Annotated in this window: 21 protein-coding genes and 1 tRNA gene; 16 read left to right on the top strand and 6 right to left on the bottom strand. The window is 64.0% G+C overall.

The window, feature by feature from the left end; translation table 11 throughout:
• Positions 1 to 90: 90 nt before the first annotated feature.
• A complete protein-coding gene (locus MU516_RS02345) occupies positions 91 to 1647 on the bottom strand; it encodes a 2-isopropylmalate synthase (protein ID WP_260275579.1) in 1557 nt (518 codons plus the stop codon).
• A gap of 419 nt (positions 1648 to 2066) precedes the next feature.
• On the opposite strand from MU516_RS02345, the gene MU516_RS02340 reads away from it, so the two are divergent.
• The 4 genes from MU516_RS02340 to MU516_RS02325 all read left to right on the top strand — a co-directional run bounded on the left by MU516_RS02340 (position 2067) and on the right by MU516_RS02325 (position 5850).
• Complete coding sequence (locus tag MU516_RS02340) at positions 2067 to 2501, top strand: universal stress protein (protein WP_260275578.1); 435 nt, start codon at positions 2067 to 2069, stop codon at positions 2499 to 2501.
• Positions 2502 to 2527: 26 nt separating this feature from the next.
• Entirely contained in the window at positions 2528 to 4081 is a 1554-nt protein-coding gene (locus MU516_RS02335; RefSeq protein ID WP_260275577.1) for an alanine/glycine:cation symporter family protein, read from the top strand.
• A gap of 146 nt (positions 4082 to 4227) precedes the next feature.
• Entirely contained in the window at positions 4228 to 5517 is a 1290-nt protein-coding gene (gene fucP / locus MU516_RS02330) for an L-fucose:H+ symporter permease (RefSeq protein WP_260275576.1), read from the top strand.
• 153 nt (positions 5518 to 5670) lie between these two features.
• Positions 5671 to 5850, top strand: coding sequence for a hypothetical protein (locus tag MU516_RS02325; protein ID WP_260275575.1), 180 nt, complete (start codon positions 5671 to 5673; stop codon positions 5848 to 5850).
• 32 nt (positions 5851 to 5882) lie between these two features.
• Here the strand turns inward: MU516_RS02325 and MU516_RS02320 are convergent, their stop codons facing one another.
• The 3 genes from MU516_RS02320 to MU516_RS02310 form a co-directional block, all read right to left on the bottom strand.
• Complete coding sequence (locus MU516_RS02320; protein WP_260275574.1) at positions 5883 to 7352, bottom strand: ABC transporter substrate-binding protein; 1470 nt, start codon at positions 7350 to 7352, stop codon at positions 5883 to 5885.
• A gap of 63 nt (positions 7353 to 7415) precedes the next feature.
• Positions 7416 to 8108, bottom strand: a complete 693-nt coding sequence (locus tag MU516_RS02315; protein WP_260275573.1) for a CDP-alcohol phosphatidyltransferase family protein — start codon at positions 8106 to 8108, stop codon at positions 7416 to 7418.
• Positions 8109 to 8158: 50 nt separating this feature from the next.
• Entirely contained in the window at positions 8159 to 8890 is a 732-nt protein-coding gene (locus MU516_RS02310) for an SseB family protein (RefSeq protein ID WP_260275572.1), read from the bottom strand.
• 119 nt (positions 8891 to 9009) lie between these two features.
• On the opposite strand from MU516_RS02310, the gene MU516_RS02305 reads away from it, so the two are divergent.
• The gene (locus MU516_RS02305; RefSeq protein ID WP_260275571.1) at positions 9010 to 10008 is read left to right on the top strand and encodes a serine hydrolase domain-containing protein; all 999 of its coding nucleotides are present in this window, start codon (positions 9010 to 9012) and stop codon (positions 10006 to 10008) included.
• A 38-nt stretch (positions 10009 to 10046) separates the two neighbouring features.
• On the opposite strand, the gene MU516_RS02300 is transcribed toward MU516_RS02305, so the two are convergent.
• On the bottom strand, positions 10047 to 10496 hold the full coding sequence (locus MU516_RS02300) for an outer membrane protein assembly factor BamE (RefSeq protein ID WP_260275570.1): 450 nt from the start codon (positions 10494 to 10496) through the stop codon (positions 10047 to 10049).
• 145 nt (positions 10497 to 10641) lie between these two features.
• On the opposite strand from MU516_RS02300, the gene MU516_RS02295 reads away from it, so the two are divergent.
• The 4 genes from MU516_RS02295 to MU516_RS02280 all read left to right on the top strand — a co-directional run bounded on the left by MU516_RS02295 (position 10642) and on the right by MU516_RS02280 (position 13729).
• Complete coding sequence (locus MU516_RS02295; protein ID WP_260275569.1) at positions 10642 to 11187, top strand: YceD family protein; 546 nt, start codon at positions 10642 to 10644, stop codon at positions 11185 to 11187.
• Positions 11188 to 11422: 235 nt separating this feature from the next.
• Positions 11423 to 11629, top strand: coding sequence for a 50S ribosomal protein L32 (gene rpmF, locus MU516_RS02290; protein WP_209054548.1), 207 nt, complete (start codon positions 11423 to 11425; stop codon positions 11627 to 11629).
• A 22-nt stretch (positions 11630 to 11651) separates the two neighbouring features.
• Complete coding sequence (gene plsX / locus MU516_RS02285) at positions 11652 to 12758, top strand: phosphate acyltransferase PlsX (protein WP_260275568.1); 1107 nt, start codon at positions 11652 to 11654, stop codon at positions 12756 to 12758.
• Positions 12755 to 13729, top strand: coding sequence for a beta-ketoacyl-ACP synthase III (locus tag MU516_RS02280; protein ID WP_260275567.1), 975 nt, complete (start codon positions 12755 to 12757; stop codon positions 13727 to 13729). Before plsX ends, MU516_RS02280 begins: the two co-directional genes overlap by 4 nt.
• A 9-nt stretch (positions 13730 to 13738) precedes the next feature.
• Here MU516_RS02280 and MU516_RS02275 read toward each other — a convergent pair whose 3' ends face one another.
• Complete coding sequence (locus MU516_RS02275) at positions 13739 to 14014, bottom strand: DksA/TraR family C4-type zinc finger protein (protein ID WP_260275566.1); 276 nt, start codon at positions 14012 to 14014, stop codon at positions 13739 to 13741.
• Positions 14015 to 14125: 111 nt separating this feature from the next.
• On the opposite strand from MU516_RS02275, the gene MU516_RS02270 reads away from it, so the two are divergent.
• The 7 genes from MU516_RS02270 (at position 14126) to MU516_RS02240 (ending at position 19549) form a co-directional block, all read left to right on the top strand.
• Positions 14126 to 14698: a TRAP transporter small permease subunit gene (locus tag MU516_RS02270; RefSeq protein WP_260275565.1), complete on the top strand. Its 573-nt coding sequence runs from the start codon at positions 14126 to 14128 to the stop codon at positions 14696 to 14698.
• A complete protein-coding gene (locus MU516_RS02265; protein ID WP_260275564.1) occupies positions 14688 to 16013 on the top strand; it encodes a TRAP transporter large permease in 1326 nt (441 codons plus the stop codon). The genes MU516_RS02270 and MU516_RS02265 overlap by 11 nt, the downstream gene beginning before the upstream one ends.
• Before the next feature lie 40 nt (positions 16014 to 16053).
• On the top strand, positions 16054 to 17139 hold the full coding sequence (gene dctP / locus MU516_RS02260; protein WP_260275563.1) for a TRAP transporter substrate-binding protein DctP: 1086 nt from the start codon (positions 16054 to 16056) through the stop codon (positions 17137 to 17139).
• Positions 17140 to 17248: 109 nt separating this feature from the next.
• Positions 17249 to 17551: an integration host factor subunit alpha gene (gene ihfA, locus MU516_RS02255; protein WP_209054555.1), complete on the top strand. Its 303-nt coding sequence runs from the start codon at positions 17249 to 17251 to the stop codon at positions 17549 to 17551.
• A gap of 15 nt (positions 17552 to 17566) precedes the next feature.
• Positions 17567 to 18259, top strand: a complete 693-nt coding sequence (locus MU516_RS02250) for a MerR family transcriptional regulator (protein ID WP_260275562.1) — start codon at positions 17567 to 17569, stop codon at positions 18257 to 18259.
• Positions 18260 to 18334: 75 nt separating this feature from the next.
• Positions 18335 to 18412 (top strand) — tRNA-Pro (locus MU516_RS02245).
• A 69-nt stretch (positions 18413 to 18481) separates the two neighbouring features.
• Positions 18482 to 19549, top strand: a complete 1068-nt coding sequence (locus MU516_RS02240; protein ID WP_260275561.1) for a 2'-deoxycytidine 5'-triphosphate deaminase — start codon at positions 18482 to 18484, stop codon at positions 19547 to 19549.

Here is a 19549-nt window from a genome sequence, read left to right as displayed (position 1 = left end):
GACGCGCGCCCCCACAACAAGGCCGCTCGCGCGCCGGATGTGCAACAGACCGCGCATGTCACGGGCGGTCCGTCGGTGATCGGCATTCGGTCAGTGCGAATACATGCTGATCTGCTTGTCATCGCGGCCCTGCTGCGCGCGCCGCACGATCAGATGGTTCAACGCACCGACATAGGCCTTGACGCTGGCCAGGATCGTGTCGGTGTCGGCGGATTGCCCGTTCACGATCCGGCCGTTCTCCTCCATCCGCACGCTGACGGTCGCCTGCGCATCGGTGCCCTCGGTCACGGCATGGACCTGATACAGCTGCAGCCGGGCGTCGTGCGGAAAGATCTGCTTCACGGCATTGAAACAGGCATCCACCGGACCGTCGCCGGTCGCATGAACGGTCTTTTCCTGCCCGTCCACGATCATCGTCAGGTCGGCAGACTGCCCGTCGCTGCCGCAGATCACGCGCAGATGCTTGACCTGCAGGTGATCGTCCTGGGTATTGGCGGTGGCGTCCTGCACCAGCGCCACGATATCCTCGTCATAGACCTCTTTCTTGCGGTCGGCCAAGGCCTTGAACCGCACGAAGATGTCCTTCAACTGGTTGTCGCCCACCTCGTATCCCAGGTCGGCCAGCTTGGCCCGCAGCGCGGCGCGGCCCGAATGCTTGCCCATCGCGATGTTGGTTTCGTTCAGCCCGATATCGGCGGGCTTCATGATCTCGAATGTCTCGACATTCTTCAGCACGCCGTCCTGATGGATGCCCGATTCATGCAGGAAGGCGTTCTTGCCGACGATCGCCTTGTTGAACTGCACCGGAAAACCCGAGACCTGAGCCACGCGGCGCGACAGGCCCATGATCTTCGTGGTGTCGATGCCGGTGTCGAAGGGCATGATGTCGTGGCGCACGCGCAGGGCCATCACCACCTCTTCCAGGGCGGTGTTGCCTGCGCGCTCGCCCAGGCCGTTGATGGTGCATTCGACCTGACGGGCGCCGGCTTCGACCGCGGCAAGGCTATTCGCCGTCGCCATGCCCAGATCGTTGTGGCAATGGGTGGCGAAGATGATGTTGTCCGCACCCGGCACACGCTCCAGCAGCATGCGGATCAGATCGGCGCTTTCGCGGGGGGCGGTATAGCCCACCGTGTCGGGAATGTTGATCGTGGTCGCGCCACACTTGATGGCGATTTCAACGACACGGCACAGGTAATCGTGTTCCGTGCGGGTGGCGTCCATCGGCGACCATTGCACATTGTCGCACAGGTTGCGCGCATGGGTCACGGTCTGTTCGATCCGCTCGGCCATCTGGTCCATGTCCAGATTGGGGATCGCCCGGTGCAGCGGCGAGGTGCCGATGAATGTATGGATGCGTGGACGCCTGGCGTGTTTCACCGCCTCCCAACAGCGGTCGATATCGGGGATCTGGGCGCGCGCAAGGCCGCAGACGACACTGTTGCGGCTTTGCCTTGCGATCTCGGAAACGGCGGCGAAGTCGCCTTCCGAGGCGATCGGGAAGCCTGCCTCGATGATATCGACGCCCATCTCATCCAGCATGGCGGCGATTTCCAGCTTTTCGGCATGGGACATGGTGGCGCCGGGCGATTGTTCGCCATCGCGCAGGGTTGTGTCGAAAATGAATACGCGGTTGTTGTCGGTCATGTGCGGGTCTTTCTTACGCAGAATGTCGTGTCGGGGATGATCCGGGCACTGACCTGACTGAGCGGCGGCCCGGAAGACCCGCTCAGCGCAGCGTAAGAAGCAGCAGACCGCGGAGTTGCACGGCCAGACACGCACCGAACGGTGCGGTCGAGGCGGTGGCGATATGGCGCATCCGAGTCATAGGGCGGAATATGCCGACCATGATCCGGTTTGAAAAGAAGAAAATGTCACAAGGCCATGCCCACGCAGCGCCGCGACCGCCTGCCTGCATCCCCTGCAACCCGCCAGCGAACCGTGCATACAACCCCGACAATAGGTGTCTTCACGGACCCGTCATGTTTTCCCTAGCCCAAACGGACTGACCGTGCCTATGATTTCATCACTGGCATAAGAAACAGAAAACACCACAAGGGGGTAACATGTCACGCAAGATCGTCGTCGGATTCGACGGCAGCGAAGCGTCACGACGCGCGCTGGATTTCGCGGTCAGTCGCGCAAAGGTGCTGGGCGATGCCATCGTCGTCGCTCATGTTCTGGAATGGTCACCTTACAGCTTCCTGACGCCGAACGAGATCGAAGAACGGCACAGGCGGCGCAACGAGGAGCTGCAGCGCGCCGAGCAGGCGATCATCGCGCCGGTCCTGAAGGCGGTCGAGGACGCCGGCGTTCCGGTCATCTCGGTGATGAAATACGGCCATATCGCCGAGACGTTGTGCAAGATCGCCGAGGATGAGGATGCCGCGCTGATCTTCATCGGGAGGATGGGCAATTCCGGCCTGTCCTCGCGCATCTTCGGTTCGGTCGCGGGCACGCTGGCGCAGGTCGCGCCGGTGCCGGTGACGATCGTGCCATGAACAACCGGAACAAGGAATCATCAGACATGAAAAATCATGCAAAGCTTCTGGCTCCGGCAACGCTGCTGGCCACACTGATCGGCGCCGCACCTGCGCTGGCGCAAAGTCTGGACGAGAGGGTGAACGAGGGCTTCGCCTGGGCCACCGGCTGGTTCGTCAACCTGATCTTCTATGCGATCCCGGTCAATGGAACCAACTTCAACCTGATCGTCGGCTGGCTGGTCATCGCCGCAACGATCTTCACGGTCTATTTCGGTTTCGTGCAGTTCCGCGCCTTCCCGCATTCCATCGCGCTGGTGAAGGGCGACTATTCCGACCCAAATGACGCGGGCGAGGTCAGCCACTTCCAGGCGCTGGCCACCGCCCTGTCCGGGACAGTGGGACTTGGCAACATCGCTGGCGTCGCAGTCGCGGTCGGCATCGGCGGGCCGGGCGCGACGTTCTGGATGATCGTCGCCGGCCTGATGGGCATGGCGTCGAAATTCACCGAATGTACGCTGGGGGTGAAATACCGCAACGAATACGCGGACGGCACCGTGTCGGGCGGTCCGATGTATTACATGACCAAGGGCTTTGCCGAACGCGGCGTGGGCGGCGGAAAGATCCTTGCCGTGCTGTTCGCGATCTTCTGCATCCTCGGCAGCTTTGGCGGCGGGAACATGTTCCAGGCGAACCAGGCACACGCCCAGCTTTCCAACGTGCTCGGCGAATACCCCGGCTGGATCACCGGCGTGATCTTCGCGGCGATCGTGTTCATGGTCATCATCGGTGGTTTGAAATCAATCGCCCAGGTGACCGAGAAGGTCGTCCCGTTCATGGGTATCCTGTATGTGCTGACCGCGCTGGTCATCATCCTGATGAATATCGGTCAGGTCGGGGCAGCGTTCGGACAGATCTTCGAGGGCGCCTTCACCGGACTGGGCATTGCCGGCGGGATGATCGGCGCACTGATCCAAGGCTTCCGCCGCGCCGCGTTCTCGAACGAGGCGGGCGTCGGTTCCGCTGCCATCGCGCACAGCGCCGTGCGCACCAAGGAGCCGATCACAGAAGGCTATGTCTCGCTTTTGGAGCCGTTCATCGACACCGTCGTGATCTGCACCATGACCGCGCTTGTCATCATCATCACCGGTCAGTTGATGGTGGACCCCGAAACCGGGCGCATGCTGCTGACCGAAGCGGGCGACGCCATCCAGACCGTTGATGGCAACACCGGTGTCGCACTGACCTCGGCCGCGTTCAGCAGCGCCTTTGGCGGCTTCCGCTACGTCCTGGCGATCGCAGTCATTCTGTTCGCGTTCTCGACGATGATCTCTTGGAGCTATTACGGCCTCAAGGCATGGACTTTCCTGTTCGGCGAGGGCCAGACCAAGGAGATCGCCTACAAGGTCCTGTTCTGCGTGTTCGTCGTCATCGGCGCGGCCGCCAATCTGGGCCCGGTGATCGACTTCTCGGATGCGGCGATCTTTGCGATGGCGATTCCCAACATCATCGCACTGTATGTCCTGATGCCGATCGTCAAGCGCGAGATGAGCAACTATCAGGCCAAGCTGCGTTCCGGCGAGATCAAGAAATACGTCTGATCCGGAATTGACAGGAAGCATTCGGGCGGGCGCAGTGATGCGCCCGCCCTTATTTACGCCTGAGGCACTGCCAGCGATAGCCGACGGTGCATTACCGTGCCAATATGCTGAAATTGATCGAGGTCTTGATCCGGGGGGAACAGAAAATGACCGAACGCCGCTTCGTGCACGCAGGCATGCGCATGCCCTTCATCCTGCTGGTCACCTGCTTTGCCGCATGGGGCGTCGCGGCCAACATGACCGACCCGCTGGTGCAGGTGTTTTCCCGGATCTTCTCGATGAGCACGCTGCAGGCGTCATTCGTGCAGTTTTCCTATTACGGCGCCTATTTCCTGCTGGCTTTGCCCGCCGCCTTCATCAACCGGCGCTTCTCGTACAAGACCGGCGTGCTGGTCGGACTTGGCTGTGCGATCTGCGGGGCGTTCATGTTCTATCCCGCCGCACAGGCGATGACCTTCGGGTTCTTCCTGATGGCGCTATTCCTGCTGGCCGGCGGGCTGTCGATCCTTGAGACATCGGCCAACCCGTTCGTGATCGCGATGGGGCCGGACGAGAACGCCACCCGTCGCCTGAACTTCGCACAGGCCTTCAATCCGGTGGGCACCAATATCGGCGTGCTGCTGGCCGCCACACTGATCCTGCCCAAGCTGAATACCGCCAGCGCCGAGGATCGCGCGGCGATGGCGCCCGAGGCGTTGCGCGCCGTCCAGCAATCCGAATTGCAGGCTGTGATGGTACCGTATGTCGGTTTTGCTTTCGTGCTGCTGGCGATCTGGGTCGCAATCGCGCTGATGCGGATGCCGACCGAGGCAGAGGTCGAACTGGAACCCGGTCACGAGGTGCATTTCGCGGCCACGCTGCGCCGGCTGATGCGCAACCGCCACTATGTTCTGGGCGTGATCGCACAGTTCTTCAACGTCGCCGCGCAGACCTGCACATGGACTTTCACCATCCAGTATGTGCTGGCCGCCACCGGCGGAACCGAGGCGCAGGCCGGCTGGTATCTGCAGGCCAGCCTGATCGTGTTCCTGATCTCGCGTTTCGTGATGGTCTGGCTGATGGGCTTTCTGCGCCCCGCAGCACTGCTGACGATCATGGCGCTGGCCGGCACCGGGCTGTGCCTGTTCGCGGTCTCCAGCCCCAATGTCGCGGGAATCTGGGCGGTCGTCATGCTGTCTGCCTGCCTGTCGCTGATGTTCCCGACCATCTACGGCATCGCGCTGCATGGGCTGGGCGAGGATACCAAGTTCGGCGCGGCCGGTCTGGTCATGGCGATCCTTGGCGGCGCATTGATGCCGCTGGTTCACGGCGCGGTTCTGGACGCACAGGGCGCGGCGCTGTCCTATATCGTGCCGGCGGCATGCTTTCTGGTCGTGGCGGGTTATGGCCTTTTCGACCTGAAGGCGAAGACGCGCCTTGGCCCGACGCCGGGCTAGGACCGGGCCAAGGCCGGAAAACGGATTGATCTGTCTTGCTTTTTTCGCGCCATGCACCTGCCGCAGGGCGGGGTTTCAGGATCGTCGCTTGTCTTGCGGGACGGCCGGTCCAAGATGGCGGGTATCGGGAGGACCAAACGAAGGAGACTCGCGATGCTTGGATATTACGCGATCTATGCCAGCCCGGCCGGACAGCGGATGATCCGCAACACCCAGGATGAAGGCGGATCAATCGGCCTTCTGCCGCACCAGATCGCCGCGCGGAACGCCGTGCCGAAGGGCGCGGGCTGGTTCGGCCTTCCGTTCATTCGTTACGCCAACCGCAACGCCTGACCGCGGTCTTGGGCGGCGCGTCCCGCCCCACCCTAATCCGTCCAGCGAACGTTTGTCAGGTCATTCGCCTGCGTCGGTGCGTTTTCCCAAAGCCCCTCGATTCGGGCGTCCGCCACGCCGGTCTTGGCAAGCTGGAACAGGAACGCGTTGACGAAATCCTCCGCGATCATCTGCTGCGCCTGCTTGTAAAGCGCGCTGCGCTGATCGGGGCTGACGGCTTGGTTCAATTCATCCATCAGGGCCACGAAATCCGGCTTGGCGTAGTGGAAATAATAGTCGGGACGGGCATAGATATCGATGTCCAGGGGCTCGGTATGGCTGACGATGGTCAGATCGAAATCGCCGCCCTTGAAGACCGTTTCCAGCCACTGCGCCCATTCCATATTGGTGATCTCGGTCTCGATCCCCACCGCGCGCAGCTGCGCCGCGACGATCTCGCCCCCGCGCCGAGCATAGCTGGGCGGGGGCAGCGCCAGGCGCAGCCTGACCGGCCCCACGCCCGCTTCTTCCAGCAGCTTTTTCGACAGTTCGGGATCATGCGCCGAGGTTGCGGTCAGATCGACATAATCGGGGTGGTGCGGTGCGAAATGGCTGCCGATGGGCGTGCCATAGCCGAACATCGCGCCGTCGATGATGTCCTGCCGGTTGACCGCATGGGCGATCGCCTGACGGATCTTGATATTGTCCAGCGGCGGCCTTGTGTTGTTCATCGCCAGGATCGTCTCGCCCTCGGTCGTGCCGACGATCACCTTGAAGCGCGGATCGGCCTCAAGCTGCGGCAGCGTCTCGGGGGCCGGGAAGTTCGGAAAGGCATCGACATCGCCCGCCATCATCGCCGCAAAGGCCGCCGTCGGGTCGCTGATGAAGCGGAAGGTCGCGCTTTTCAACGCAGGCGCTTCGCCCCAGTAGCCGTCATAGGCAGACAGAACCACACGGTCACCCTGTACCAGACGGTCGAATCTGAACGGACCCGTGCCCACGGGGTTGCTGGCCAGATCGTCGGCGCTGGCCGGATCGACCATCACCGCATCGCCCCAGGCCATCTTGAACGGGAAGTTCCCGTCCGGTGCCGTCAACGTCACCCGGACGGTCTGCGGGTCCACCGCGGCGACGCTTTCGATCCCCTCGAACAGCGTCTTCTGGGCATTGGTCGAATCTCCGGCCCGCGCGCGATCCAGCGTGAAGATCACGTCGTCGGCGTCGAACGCGCTGCCGTCATGGAAGGTCACGCCGTCCCGCAGATGGAAGACATAGACGCGGCCATCCTGTTCGACATCCCAGCTTTCGGCCAGCGCGGGCAGGATCGACCCGTCGGGGCCGAATCTGGTCAGCCCCTCGAATACATTGCCATAGACGACCTCGTCGATGGCCGCCGCCGCGCCGCCGGTCGGGTCAAGGTTCGGTGGCTCCAGCACCATGCCCAGTGTGATCGCGTCCTGCGCCGAGGCCGTCCCAGCCATCAAGGCAAGCGCCACCATGGATGATTTCAGTATGTCCGGCATTCCACCGCCCCCTGATCCCTGTTTGCGCCGGATCATCCGACGGAAAGGACCGTCAGGCAAGCATCAGCCGCGTCTGGGCATCAATTGCTGTGCCGGACCGGCCAGCAAAAGCCACAGCGATGTCGCAACCAACCCCCAGATCGCCCAGCTTGAGGGGTGAAAATCAACCCACGCAGCGCGGCCCGCGAAGATCACCCACAAGATCGCGACCGGCAACGAGATCGCACGCCAGCGTTCGGTGCGAACCGGGTGGATGAACTTGATGTTCGTGAACATCGCCACGGTCAGCGCGACCACGATCAGCAGTATGACGGTCCAGTGCGGCTTGGTTGCAAACAGCACCAGCACAACCATGTTCCAGCAGCCCGGAAACCCCGCAAAGGAATTGTCGGTGGTCTTCATCCGCGTATCGGCGAAATACACGACGCTGCCATAGGTAATGACGATGATCGCGAACCAGCCGGTCCAGCCGTCCAGCAGTCCCGACTGGAACAGCGCGAAGGCCGGGATGAACACATAGGTCAGATAGTCGATGATCAGGTCCATCAGGACACCATCGTAGTTCGACCAGTTCTTCTTGACATCGTATCGCCGGGCCAGAGGTCCATCGATGCCGTCAACAACAAAGGCAAAGACCAGCCACAGGAACATCAGCGACCATTCTTCCTTGACCGCCGCCAGCATCGCCAGCATGGACAGGACCGCGCCGGTGGCGGTCAGAAGATGGACGGACAGGGCCTTGTGACGCAACTGCATCCACCCGTTGTGTCAGGTCGGTGACGGCTGCGCAACACGCGCAGGAACCTTCAGCGCAGGATCGGCGGCCCATTCTGGCGTTTGGGTAACACCGGCACTTCGGCCGCGCCGAGATCGAAGCGCAGCGCAGCGGGCACCGGGGGCGCATCCGAAAAGCTGATATCAACGCCGCCTGGCTGCGCCGGCAGGAAGGCCAGCGTCTCGGACAGGGCCTTGGCGATGGCGTCCTGATGTTCCGGGGCTGCACCCACGATCACCAGCAGATGCGATGTTGCGCCGTCCACCCCGGCCAGCCAGGCGCCCGCAATCAGCCCGCGCATGTCGGCCAACCGCGCGCCCAAAGGCTCGGCCAGCGCCTCGACGGTCCCGGGCATGGGACCAGTCAGATGCAGTCGCGCCTGATCGATTCGGGGTGCGGCGGACAACGCCCCCGACAGCCAGTCCAGCATCGCGGCGTCCAGCAGCATCTCGGACCGGTGACCGGGATTGACCAGCAGCCCCGCCCCTTCCGTCCGCAGCAGTCCGGCCAGCACGCGGCCCGGCAACGCCGCATAGGCCACTGGCCCGCCAAAGAACCCCGCCAACCGATCCTCGGCGTCACAGGCCAGCGCGACAGGCCCGTGTTCCAATTGAAAAAGGCGCAGCTCGATCCTGTCGCCGATCGGTTCGTCGGTCAGCGCGACCGACAATTCGGTATCCGCCAGGCGCGACAACATTCGCGCGCGCAGGGGCGCGTCGGCGTCGTGAAACGGCGTGGCGGCAAGATCGTCAAGCGCGGTCATGGGCGATCCCCGGATGGCTGCTGGTGGCAACGGCCTATCCGCCCGGCACGGGACCGGCAAGCCCGCCCTGACGCAGCCGTGATTTCCGCCATCCCGCGCCCGCCCCCATACTCTGCGCCATGCTACGTCGAAACCTGATCCGCTGCGCGGCGCTGTCGCCCCTGCTGGCCGTGCCCGACATAGGGCGCGCCAGCCTGTCCCCGATCCTGTCCGAGGCCGCGGCGATGGACCGGTTGCGGGCCATCGCCGTCTGGCGCGACGGGGTCGAGATCGCGGCACGCGGCTATGGCGATTACACCCCTGACAGTCCGACGAACATCAAGTCCGCCTCGAAGTCGATCATTTCGGCGCTGGCTGGCATCGCCGTGGACAAGGGATATCTGCAAGGGCCGAATCAGCCCATCGCGCCGCTGCTTGAATCGGACCTGCCTGCCGAACCCGACCCGCGCCTGTCGCGTGTGACGCTTGGCAACCTGCTGTCGATGCAGGCGGGGCTGGAACGGCAATCCGGCGCAAATTACGGGCGCTGGGTCAGCAGCGGGAACTGGGTGCGCGCGGCGCTGGCCGCGCCATTCACACAGGATCCGGGCGGGCGGATGCAGTATTCCACCGCCTCGACGCATCTGGTGTCGGCGATCCTGACACGTGTCACGGGCCGGTCCACGCTGGATCTGGCGCGCGACTGGCTGGACCCGATCCCGGGCTTCCGGATCACCGGCTGGGAACGCGACCCGCAGGGCATCTATCTGGGCGGCAATCAGATGGCGATGAGCACGAGATCCCTGCTGGCCTTCGGGGCCGCCTATGCCACAGGCGGGCGCGCAGGCGGACGGCAGGTGGTGCCGCAGGACTGGATCGCGGAAAGCTGGCGGCGTCGCACCTCGTCGATCTTCAGCGGCCAGGGTTACGGCTATGGCTGGTTCATCGCCCGGATGGCCGGGCGCGATCTGCGCTATGGCTGGGGCTATGGCGGACAGATGATCTATGTCCTGCCGGCGGGCCGCGGCGCCCCGGCGATGGCCATCGCCATCACGTCGGACCCCGACCGGCCCTCGGCACGCACCGGATATCGCGATGACCTGCATCGGCTGGCAATGCGGATCGTCGAGGCGGGCTAGGGGCGGATGCCTGCGCCCCGTCGCCGGGCCGCAGCCGATCAGTCGATGAAGTCGCCAGCCTGGAAATTGCCCAGATTGCCAAGGATCTGGCGGATGAAGGACACTTCGGTCACGCTGCCCTCGGTCACGCGGCGCGACAGCACCACGACACGGCCGCGATCCAGGCCGAAGCGTTCGACATTGCTGACCCGCCCGGCGGGATCGAACGACACCGCGACGACTTCGCGGCTGATCTCTTCGGGTTCGTAGGCGCCGTAGTGCCGCCACCGCGACCCGACATAATACCAGCCCGATCCGGTCAGCAGACCCTGCGTCGAGGGACGTCCGATCAGTCCTTCCAGTTCGGCCATGCTGGTCTGACCGATCTGGATCTGCGACAAGTTTTCATCCGGTGGCACATAGCCGTGGTTGCGATAGACCGGCGAACACGCCGAAAGGCCCAAAACGGCCACGAAAGCCAGGATCAGAAGGTTCCTGATTGCAGCCATTTCAGCACTTCCTTTGCTCGGGCGGTTGACGCGGCCCGCCCGCCTTAGCAAACTCGGGCACCGCGCTCAAGAATATCCATCTTCGGCGGGGGCTTGCGCCTGATCCCGCCGACATCTTTTTTCGCGACAATATCCGAGGCCCGTCATGTCCGCCCCGTCCCCGCAGCCAGAACAGCCGCAGGCCACCCGCCTGCGCGTGGCCCATCTGAACCCGAACGCAGCCACGCCCTTCGCCCTGCAACCCGACGCCGAGACGCGTCAGGCCATCGCGCAGGAGCTGGGCATCGACGCCCTGCCGCGCCTTGCGTTCAAGGGCGAGGTCCGCGCGGCGCGCGGCGATGCCTGGACCCTGAGCGGCCGGTTGACGGCGCGCGTCGTGCAACCCTGCGTGGTGACGCTGAAACCGGTGCGCAGCGATCTGACGGATGAGGTCCATCGCCTCTATTCGCCGCATCTGCGCGAGCCTGAAGGCGATGAGGTCGAGATGCCGGACGAGACGCTGGAACCGCTTGGGCAATTCATCGACCTGTCCGCAGTCATGATCGAGGAGCTTGCCTTGGCCTTGCCCGAATACCCGCGGGCCGAGGGCGCGGACCAGGCCGGCGACGTGATCGAGGACGACACCCCCGATACCCGCCGTCCCTTCGCCGGACTGGACCGGTTGATCGGCGGCGACACGCCCGAGGATTGAGCTGCCGCTTCCGCTGCGACCTGCCGACCGGCTTGTCGCTCGGCGCTCTGCCGATCCGACGGCCGCCGCGGGCTGTGGCCCTGGCGCCCGATCTGCCGCAATTATTGCGGGATTGGCGTTGCCGGGGCTTGCGGGCGGTCGCTTCATCGCGTATCTGCGCGGTTCATTTGCGAATTCAAGACACACGGTGCCACGGCGTCCACGCGATGCGGCACCCCCTAACCGAGGTTGTGACATGGCTGTCCCTCAGAACCGCGTAACCCGCTCCAAGCGCAACATGCGCCGCGCGCATGATGCCCTGGTCGCCGGTAACCCGAACGAATGCTCGAACTGCGGCGAACTGAAGCGCCCGCACCACGTCTGCCCGTCTTGCGGTCATTATGCCGACCGCGAAGTGGTCGCGCAGGCCAATGAGATCGACCTGGACGACGACGCGGCCTGATTCAGGCCCGTAGCGTCACACGATGACCGTCGATTCCGCGACCAATCAGGAACCGCGCGCCCCCGAAAACCGGGGCAGCGTGGTGATTTCGGTTGACGCGATGGGCGGCGACCGTGGTCCGGCCGTCGTCGTCGCCGGCATGGCCGAAAGCGCGCGCAAGAACAACGAGATCCGCTTCGTGGTCCATGGCGACGAGTCCGAGCTGCGCCGTTTGATCAGCCGACGCCGCGATCTGTCCGACCGCTGCGACATCCGCCACGCCGACGGCGTGGTGACGATGGAGGACAAGCCCAGCCAGATCGTGCGCAAGGGCGCGGGCACGTCGATGTGGTCGGCCATCGAATCGGTCCGCAACGGCGAGGCCGAGGCCGCGGTCAGCTGCGGCAATACCGGCGCGCTGATGGCGCTGTCGATGCTGCGTCTGCGCAAGCTGCCGGGCGTGGACCGCCCCGCCATTGCCTGCCTGTGGCCGTCGCGGAACCCGCAGGGCTTCAACATCATGCTGGATGTCGGCGCGGATATCCGCGCGGATGCGCGTGACCTGCTGCAATATGCGCTGATGGGATCGTCCTATGCCCGCAACGGGCTGGGGGTCGCACAGCCCCGCATCGGCCTGCTGAATGTCGGCACCGAGGAGCACAAGGGCCGTGCGGAACTGAAGGAAGCCCACGACCTGATCGCCGCGCAAGCCGCCGAAGGCGGATTCGATTATGTCGGCTTCGTCGAGGGGGGCGATCTTCCGTCGTCGCGCGTCGATGTGATCGTCACCGACGGATTTACCGGCAATGTGGCCTTGAAGACCGGCGAAGGGACAGCCAAGCTGGTCGGCGAATTCATGAGAGCAGCTTTCGCCAATTCCATCATGTCCAAATTTGCCGCCGTTCTGGCGATGACATCCCTGAAGCGCCTGCAGAAGCGAATAGATCCGCGCCGGGTGAATGGCGGCATCTTCCTGGGTCTGAACGGCACGGTCATCAAGTCGCACGGATCGGCCGACGCAACGGGCGTTTCTGCGGCGATCAAGCTGGCCTTCACGCTGGCCAAATCCGGGTTCCAGGACAGGCTTGCCGCGCGCGTCGCGCAAGGTGCCGCAGCCGCCGCGGGCGGCGACGCGGAGACCGCATCTTGACCCGCCGTTCCGTCATCATCGGCACCGGCCATTACCTGCCCGAACGGGTCGTCGAGAACAGCTGGTTCGAGGACAAGCTGGAGACCAGCGACGAATGGATCCGCGCCCGCACCGGGATCGAAAGACGCCATTTCGCGGCCGAGGGGCAGACGACCAGCAACCTGGCGACGCGGGCTGCCCGCGCCGCGCTGGATCGCGCGGGACTGACACCCGACGATCTGGACGGAATCGTTCTGGCGACATCGACCCCGGATTTCACCTTTCCCGCCGTCGCGACGATGGTTCAGGCGGGTCTGGGCATGTCGCGCGGCTTTGCATTCGATGTGCAGGCGGTCTGCGCCGGGTTCGTCTTCGCCCTTGCCAATGCCGATGCGATGATCCGCGCCGGACAGGCCGACCGTGTTCTGGTGATCGGCGCCGAGACATTTTCGCGAATCATGGACTGGACCGACCGTTCTACCTGCGTGCTGTTCGGCGACGGTGCCGGCGCTGTCGTGCTGGAGGCGCAAGAAGGGGCGGGCGGGTCTGACGATCGCGGCATCCTTTCCAGCGACCTGAACAGCGATGGCCGCTATCGCGAGTTGCTGTATGTCGATGGCGGCGTGTCGACCACTGGCACGGCCGGTCAACTGCGGATGCAGGGCAATCTGGTCTTCCGTCACGCCGTGGACAAGCTGGCGAAGACGGCGCACACGGCGCTGACCAAGGCGGGGTTGTCCGCCGATCAGGTCGATTGGCTGGTGCCGCATCAGGCGAACCTGCGGATCATCGGGGCAACGGCCCAGAAAATGGGACTGCCGATCGAGAAGGTCGTGCTGACGGTCGCGGATCACGGCAACACCTCGGCCGCGTCGATCCCGCTTGCCTTGGCGGTGGCGGATGCCGAAGGTCGGTTCAAGCCCGGCGACGTCATCGTGACCGAGGCGATCGGGGGCGGGCTCAGCTGGGGCTCGGTGATTCTGCGCTGGTAGGCGCGCAAGCTATTTCAACTGCGAATCCTTGCTGGCGCGGCGATTGATCGCAGTCAGCGGCGCGCGAGACCTGTCCCGACCGGACTGGCATGCAACACACAGCTGAACACCCGGGATCGCGCGGCGGCGCGCCTCGGGGATGGGGTCGTCGCATTCGGCACAATATTCGGCCGAGGCTACTTGGGCGTTTCGTGCTGCACGCTGCCGCGCGCGGGCAATCGCCTCGGCCGTGCTGACCTCGATCTGTTCGTTCACCGCGTCGTCGCGGGCCCATCCACCAGCCATGATCCTCTCCTGCTTGCGACACAAAGATAGGTGCCGCAGCGTCATGTTTCAAATCCGAAAGGTTCCGGGCGTTTCAGTTGACACCCCGCGAACTGTTGGAAAGACTGCGGCATGAATGCAGGTGCAGAAAACGCGCCGCTGACCTTCGGGAGGGTCCACAACTTGCCGATCATTCGCCTGATCGACGGCATCAACGAGGTCGTCGGACGGATCGTGTCGATTGTCGCGATCGTCTTTGCCGGAATCATCATCTACGACGTCTTCATGCGTTATTTCATGGGCGAGCCGACAAGGTGGGCCTTTGATGTGACCAAGCAGCTTTATGGCTTCTATTTCATCATGCTGGGCGGCTATGCGCTGCGCCATCAGGCCCATGTGCGGGTCGATCTGGTGACCGAACGGCTGGGGCGCAATGCCCGCCGCTGGGTCGAGGCCGCAGGCTATGTGATCTTCTTTTTTCCCTTCGCGTGGGTCTTTGCCCGTCGCAGTTGGGATTTCGCGATGACCTCCTATGGGCAGGGCGAGGTGACCTATGGCGCCGTCCAACTGCCCGTATATCCGCTGAAAATGGCGATGTTCGTCGCGGCGGTCCTGTTGCTGATCCAGGGCGTCAGCGAATTCCTGAAGCTGGTCCTGAACAAGGCCGACCACCTCGAACCGATGGAGCCGCTGGATGTCCGGTGAATCGATTGCCTTGATCATGTCGGGCCTGCTGTTGCTGGGCCTGTTCATGGGACATCCGCTGGCCATGGTGCTTGGCGGCACCGCCGTCCTTGGCGCGATCATCGCCGGAAAACCGATGGTGCTGGGCATCGTCATCAACCGGATCTTCGGGGACGTTCTGGACAACTACGTCCTGATCGCCATTCCGCTGTTCGTGCTGATGGCGCGGTTCCTGTCCGACAGCGGCGTGACCGACCGCATGTTCGAGGCGCTGCGCCACCTGATGGCGCGGGTGACCGGCGGGCTGGGGCTGGCGGTCGTGTTCATTTCGATCCTGCTGGCGGCAACGACCGGGATCATCGGCGCCTCGATCACCGTCATGGGGATGATGGCGCTGCGCCCGATGCTGCAATACGGCTATGACAAGCGGCTTGCGACGGGGCTGATCGCCGCGTCGGGCTGTCTGGGCATCCTGATCCCGCCCTCGATCATGCTGATCCTGATGGCGTCCTATGCGCCGGGCCTGTCGGTCGGGCAGCTGTTCGCCGGCGCGATGATGCCGGGCGTTGTGCTGGGCGTCATGTATGCGATCTATGTCGCGGTGATCGCGTGGCTGCGGCCCGACTGGGCCCCGCCCGTCGCCGACGAGGAACAGATCAGCCGCGGCGCCATGTGGCGCATGCTGATCGTCGAGGCGGTGCCGCCGCTGGTCCTTATCCTTGGCATTCTTGGTTCGCTGCTGGCAGGCATCGCCACGGCGACCGAAGCCAGCGCCATCGGCGCGGTCCTTGCCCTGCTGATCGTGATCACCCGCGGGCGGTTCGAATGGAAAACCTTCTATTCCGCATTGCTGGAAACGGGGCGAACCAGTGCGATGATCCTGTTCATCGTCGTGGGCGCGACGGCATTCACCGGCGTCTTCAACATCACCGGCGGCCTGCGTGCCAGCCAGGATCTGATCCGCGGGCTGGCCGACGATCCTTATACGCTGGTCGCGGTGATGCTGCTGGTGGTGTTCATCCTGGGCATGTTCCTGGACTGGACGGGGATCGTGCTGCTGTCTTTCCCGATCTTCCTGCCGCTGGTCAGCGAAATGGGCATCGAGCCGCTGTGGTTCGTCGTGCTGATGGCCGTGGTGCTGCAGACCAGCTTCCTGTCGCCGCCATTCGGATACGCGCTGTTCTACATGCGCGCCATCGCCCCGCCCGAGGTGTCCACCACCGACATCATCCGCGGTGTCCTGCCGTTCATCGCGCTGATCATCGTCATGTGCGCGATGATCATCCTGTTCCCGGGTCTGGTCACCTGGCTGCCGACCACGCTGTATGGTGGCTGACCCTTCGTTCGCATTTCAAAGTCACTGAGGAGGTAGAACAATGAAACACCTGATGACGACCGCCGTTCTGGCGCTGGCCACCGCCGCGCCCGCAATGGCCGAAAACTGGACGATGACCAGCACCTGGCCGTCCAGCCTGGAACTGATCGAGATCGACAAGCACTGGGTCGAACTGGCCAACAGCCTGATCGACGACGACAAGCTGACCATCGAATTCTACGAAGGCGGCAGCCTGGTTCCGGCGGGCGAGGTGTTCGGTGCCGTCGAATCGGGCACCATTCAGGCCGGTGCCGACTGGCCGGGCTACTGGGCAGGCCGCGACAGCGCGTTCTCGCCGCTGGCGACCACCGCCAGCCTGTTCAACGCCGTGGACTATGTGAACTGGATCCAGGAATGGGGCGGCGCCGACCTTTATAACGAGGTCTATGGCAAGTTCGGCATGGTCTATCTGCCCTATGGCGTCACCAACAACGAATCCGGCTTCCGCACCGTGGACAAGCCCATCAAGACGATCGAGGACCTGAATGGTCTGCGCCTGCGCCTGTCGGGGCTTGAACAGGGCAAGCTTCTGGAAAAGCTGGGCGGCAACCAGGTCAGCATGGCCGGCGGCGAGATCTATCAGTCGCTGGAACGCGGCGTGATCGACGGGGCCGAATTCTCGACCCCGAACGTCGATTTCTCGGGCGGCTTCCAGCAGGTCACGAAATACTGGTCCACGCCGGGTTGGCACCAGTCATCCTCGGTCTTCGGGGTGATGATCAACAAGGCTGCCTGGGACGCGCTGGACGAAGAGACCCAGTCGCGGCTTGAGACCGCCGCAGACGCGACCATGCTGTGGTCGCTGGCCTTCACCGAAAAGCGCGCGACCGAAGCCTTCGCACAGTTCAAGGAAGCCGGGACCGAGATCAACCGCCTGGACGACGCCGCACTGGAACAGATCCAGAAGATGGCCAACCAGACCATCGAGGAAGTCGCCTGCGAGAACCCGCTGTCGGCCAAGGTCTATGCCAGCCAGATCGGCTATCTGCAGGACTATGCCAGCTGGCGAGACGCCTCGGCCCCCTTTAACCTGGGGCGCACTCCGAACGGTCCCGACCTTGCCAAGATCGAGGGCTGTGCGCAGTAATTCGCGCATTCCCTGATGCAAGTCACGGGCGGGGAACGATTTCCCCGCCCTTCTCGTTGACAGGGACCACATTCCGTCACATCCTTGCCGACACCAAAGAGGAAAGATCATGGGCGAAAAAACCCTGACCAGAATGGACCTGGCCGAAGCCGTGTTCCGCGACGTGGGGCTTTCGCGCCATGAGTCCGCTCAGTTGGTCGAAAGCGTCCTCGAACATGTTTCCGACGCGCTGGTGCGCGGCGAGCAGGTGAAGATCTCGTCGTTCGGCACGTTCAGCGTGCGTGACAAGAACGAGCGAATCGGCCGAAATCCCAAGACAGGGCAAGAGGTGCCGATCAAGCCAAGGCGGGTGCTGTCCTTCCGCCCATCGCATCTGATGAAAGAGCGCGTGGCCGCCGGCAACAAGCAGTAAGATGGCTCGACTGGCATGAAAAAGGGCGCTGACGCTTTCAGATCCATTGGCGAGGTCGCCAAGCTGATCGGCGTCGCCCCCCACGTCCTGCGTTACTGGGAAACGCAGTTTCCGCAATTGAAACCGATGAAGCGTCCTGATGGCCGGCGCTATTACCGCCCCGACGATGTGCGTCTGGTCGCCGGGCTGTGCGAGGTCCTGCGCGACGACGGAATGACGATCCGGGGCGCGAAGAAGATGATGTCGCGGGATCGCGGAGACGCTGTTCGCGCACGCGGGCTGGCACGCCTCGGCGACCGGCTGGAGGTCGCCGCGATGTCCTTGGACAGCGCGGCAGGCCGCGAGTCCGATGATTCCTTGCAGCAGATGACCGCCGAGGATGCCGGGCAGGCTGCGCCGCGCGCGAACGGCCCGGTCATCCGGACGGCCGCAGCCGATCACGACGACACCGTTCCGGAAGAGGAGACGCAGGACATGGCCGCCCACACGCCCCGCTCGCGGCATCGCCGCCGCGCTGCCCATGGCGTGGATCAGCGCGCGCTGCCCCTTTTCCCGGATCTGGACGGGGCCGATCGCGGATCGGCATGGTTGGCGCGGCTGGCCATGCTTGCCGACGCGCTACGCGATCTGCCCTCTGCCCCGACCACGCCGCCGATGTTGCCGCGCCGGCTTGCGGATTTGCGCGATCTGATCGCCTCGCATTACTAGATCGCCACGACCGATGCAGATTTCCGCTTCGCGGCCCTTGTGCAGCCCTCGTGCTTCGCTCTATATGGCCGGCGTCGGGCCGTGGCGCAGCCTGGTTAGCGCGTCCGTCTGGGGGACGGAAGGCCGCGAGTTCGAATCTCGCCGGCCCGACCATTCCGAAAACGCCCATCCCGTTTGCGGGGTGGGCGTTTCCATATCCGCCGACCGCTTGGGGAGGAAGGCATGAACGGTGTCCTGCCTGACAGCGAGATCCGCGATCTGATCGATCAGGGTGCGATCATCGCCGATCCGGCGATCACTCCCGAACAGATACAACCCGCCAGCCTTGACCTGCGCCTTGGCACGACCGCATATCGCCTGCGGGCCAGTTTCCTGGCCGGACGCGGCCGCCGGATCGCGGACCGGTTGGACGATCTTCAGATGCATCAGATGGACCTGTCCGGCGGTGCCGTTCTGGAACGCGGCTGCGTCTATCTGGTGCCGCTGATGGAACGGCTGACCCTGCCCGCCGGACTGACCGCGGTGGCAAACGCCAAATCCTCGACCGGCCGGCTGGACCTGCTGACCCGGCTTGTCACCGATGACGGAACCGAATTCGACCGCCTGCCCGAAGCATATGATGGCCCCTTGTATGCCGAGATCTGCCCGCGCAGCTTTTCGGTGCTGGTCCGCCCCGGCATGCGTCTGAACCAGCTTCGGCTGCGGCAGGGGCAGGCCGTGCTGACCGACGACGAATTGCGCGAACTGAACGCGCGTGAGCCGCTGGTCGGCGGTCCGGCGCTGATCGACCATGGGCTTGGCTTTTCGGTCGATCTGAAACCTTCCGGCGGCGATCTTGTCGGCTATCGCGCCCGCCCGCATAGCGGGGTGATCGATCTGGACCGGATCGGCGAGTATCCGGCGGCCGAATTCTGGGACGAGTTGCGCACCACCGAAGGCCGGCTCATTCTGGACCCCGGCGCGTTCTACATCCTTGTCAGCCGTGAATCCGTTGCAATTCCGGCCGATTACGCCGCCGAGATGGCCCCTTACCTGGCGATGGTCGGCGAATTTCGCGTGCATTACGCAGGCTTCTTCGATCCCGGTTTCGGAATCGGACGGGCCGGTGTCGGCGCGCGCGGTGTGCTGGAGGTGCGCTGCCACGAGGCGCCCTTCGTGCTGGAACACGGTCAGGTTGTCGGCCGGCTGGTCTATGAACGCATGTCCGCCCGTCCCGACCGGCTATATGGTGCCGGGATCAAGTCGAACTATCAGGGTCAGGGGCTTAAACTGGCCAAGCAGTTCCGGTAA

Origin of the sequence: Paracoccus maritimus, assembly GCF_025195095.1 — a bacterium.
GTDB lineage: Bacteria > Pseudomonadota > Alphaproteobacteria > Rhodobacterales > Rhodobacteraceae > Paracoccus > Paracoccus maritimus.
Note: the sequence above shows the minus strand (reverse complement) of the source record. Positions and strands in the feature narration are given on the sequence as shown.

Excerpts from the sequence above, each read along its gene's own strand:
- MU516_RS02345 (WP_260275579.1), bottom strand. The coding sequence starts at position 1,647 with ATGACCGACAACAACCGCGTATTCATTTTCGACACAACCCTGCGCGAT.
- MU516_RS02340 (WP_260275578.1), top strand. The coding sequence starts at position 2,067 with ATGTCACGCAAGATCGTCGTCGGATTCGACGGCAGCGAAGCGTCACGA.
- MU516_RS02335 (WP_260275577.1), top strand. The coding sequence starts at position 2,528 with ATGAAAAATCATGCAAAGCTTCTGGCTCCGGCAACGCTGCTGGCCACA.
- fucP (WP_260275576.1), top strand. The coding sequence starts at position 4,228 with ATGACCGAACGCCGCTTCGTGCACGCAGGCATGCGCATGCCCTTCATC.
- MU516_RS02325 (WP_260275575.1), top strand. The coding sequence starts at position 5,671 with ATGCTTGGATATTACGCGATCTATGCCAGCCCGGCCGGACAGCGGATG.
- MU516_RS02320 (WP_260275574.1), bottom strand. The coding sequence starts at position 7,352 with ATGCCGGACATACTGAAATCATCCATGGTGGCGCTTGCCTTGATGGCT.
- MU516_RS02315 (WP_260275573.1), bottom strand. The coding sequence starts at position 8,108 with ATGCAGTTGCGTCACAAGGCCCTGTCCGTCCATCTTCTGACCGCCACC.
- MU516_RS02310 (WP_260275572.1), bottom strand. The coding sequence starts at position 8,890 with ATGACCGCGCTTGACGATCTTGCCGCCACGCCGTTTCACGACGCCGAC.
- MU516_RS02305 (WP_260275571.1), top strand. The coding sequence starts at position 9,010 with ATGCTACGTCGAAACCTGATCCGCTGCGCGGCGCTGTCGCCCCTGCTG.
- MU516_RS02300 (WP_260275570.1), bottom strand. The coding sequence starts at position 10,496 with ATGGCTGCAATCAGGAACCTTCTGATCCTGGCTTTCGTGGCCGTTTTG.
- MU516_RS02295 (WP_260275569.1), top strand. The coding sequence starts at position 10,642 with ATGTCCGCCCCGTCCCCGCAGCCAGAACAGCCGCAGGCCACCCGCCTG.
- rpmF (WP_209054548.1), top strand. The coding sequence starts at position 11,423 with ATGGCTGTCCCTCAGAACCGCGTAACCCGCTCCAAGCGCAACATGCGC.
- plsX (WP_260275568.1), top strand. The coding sequence starts at position 11,652 with ATGACCGTCGATTCCGCGACCAATCAGGAACCGCGCGCCCCCGAAAAC.
- MU516_RS02275 (WP_260275566.1), bottom strand. The coding sequence starts at position 14,014 with ATGGCTGGTGGATGGGCCCGCGACGACGCGGTGAACGAACAGATCGAG.
- MU516_RS02270 (WP_260275565.1), top strand. The coding sequence starts at position 14,126 with ATGAATGCAGGTGCAGAAAACGCGCCGCTGACCTTCGGGAGGGTCCAC.
- MU516_RS02265 (WP_260275564.1), top strand. The coding sequence starts at position 14,688 with ATGTCCGGTGAATCGATTGCCTTGATCATGTCGGGCCTGCTGTTGCTG.
- dctP (WP_260275563.1), top strand. The coding sequence starts at position 16,054 with ATGAAACACCTGATGACGACCGCCGTTCTGGCGCTGGCCACCGCCGCG.
- ihfA (WP_209054555.1), top strand. The coding sequence starts at position 17,249 with ATGGGCGAAAAAACCCTGACCAGAATGGACCTGGCCGAAGCCGTGTTC.
- MU516_RS02250 (WP_260275562.1), top strand. The coding sequence starts at position 17,567 with ATGAAAAAGGGCGCTGACGCTTTCAGATCCATTGGCGAGGTCGCCAAG.
- MU516_RS02240 (WP_260275561.1), top strand. The coding sequence starts at position 18,482 with ATGAACGGTGTCCTGCCTGACAGCGAGATCCGCGATCTGATCGATCAG.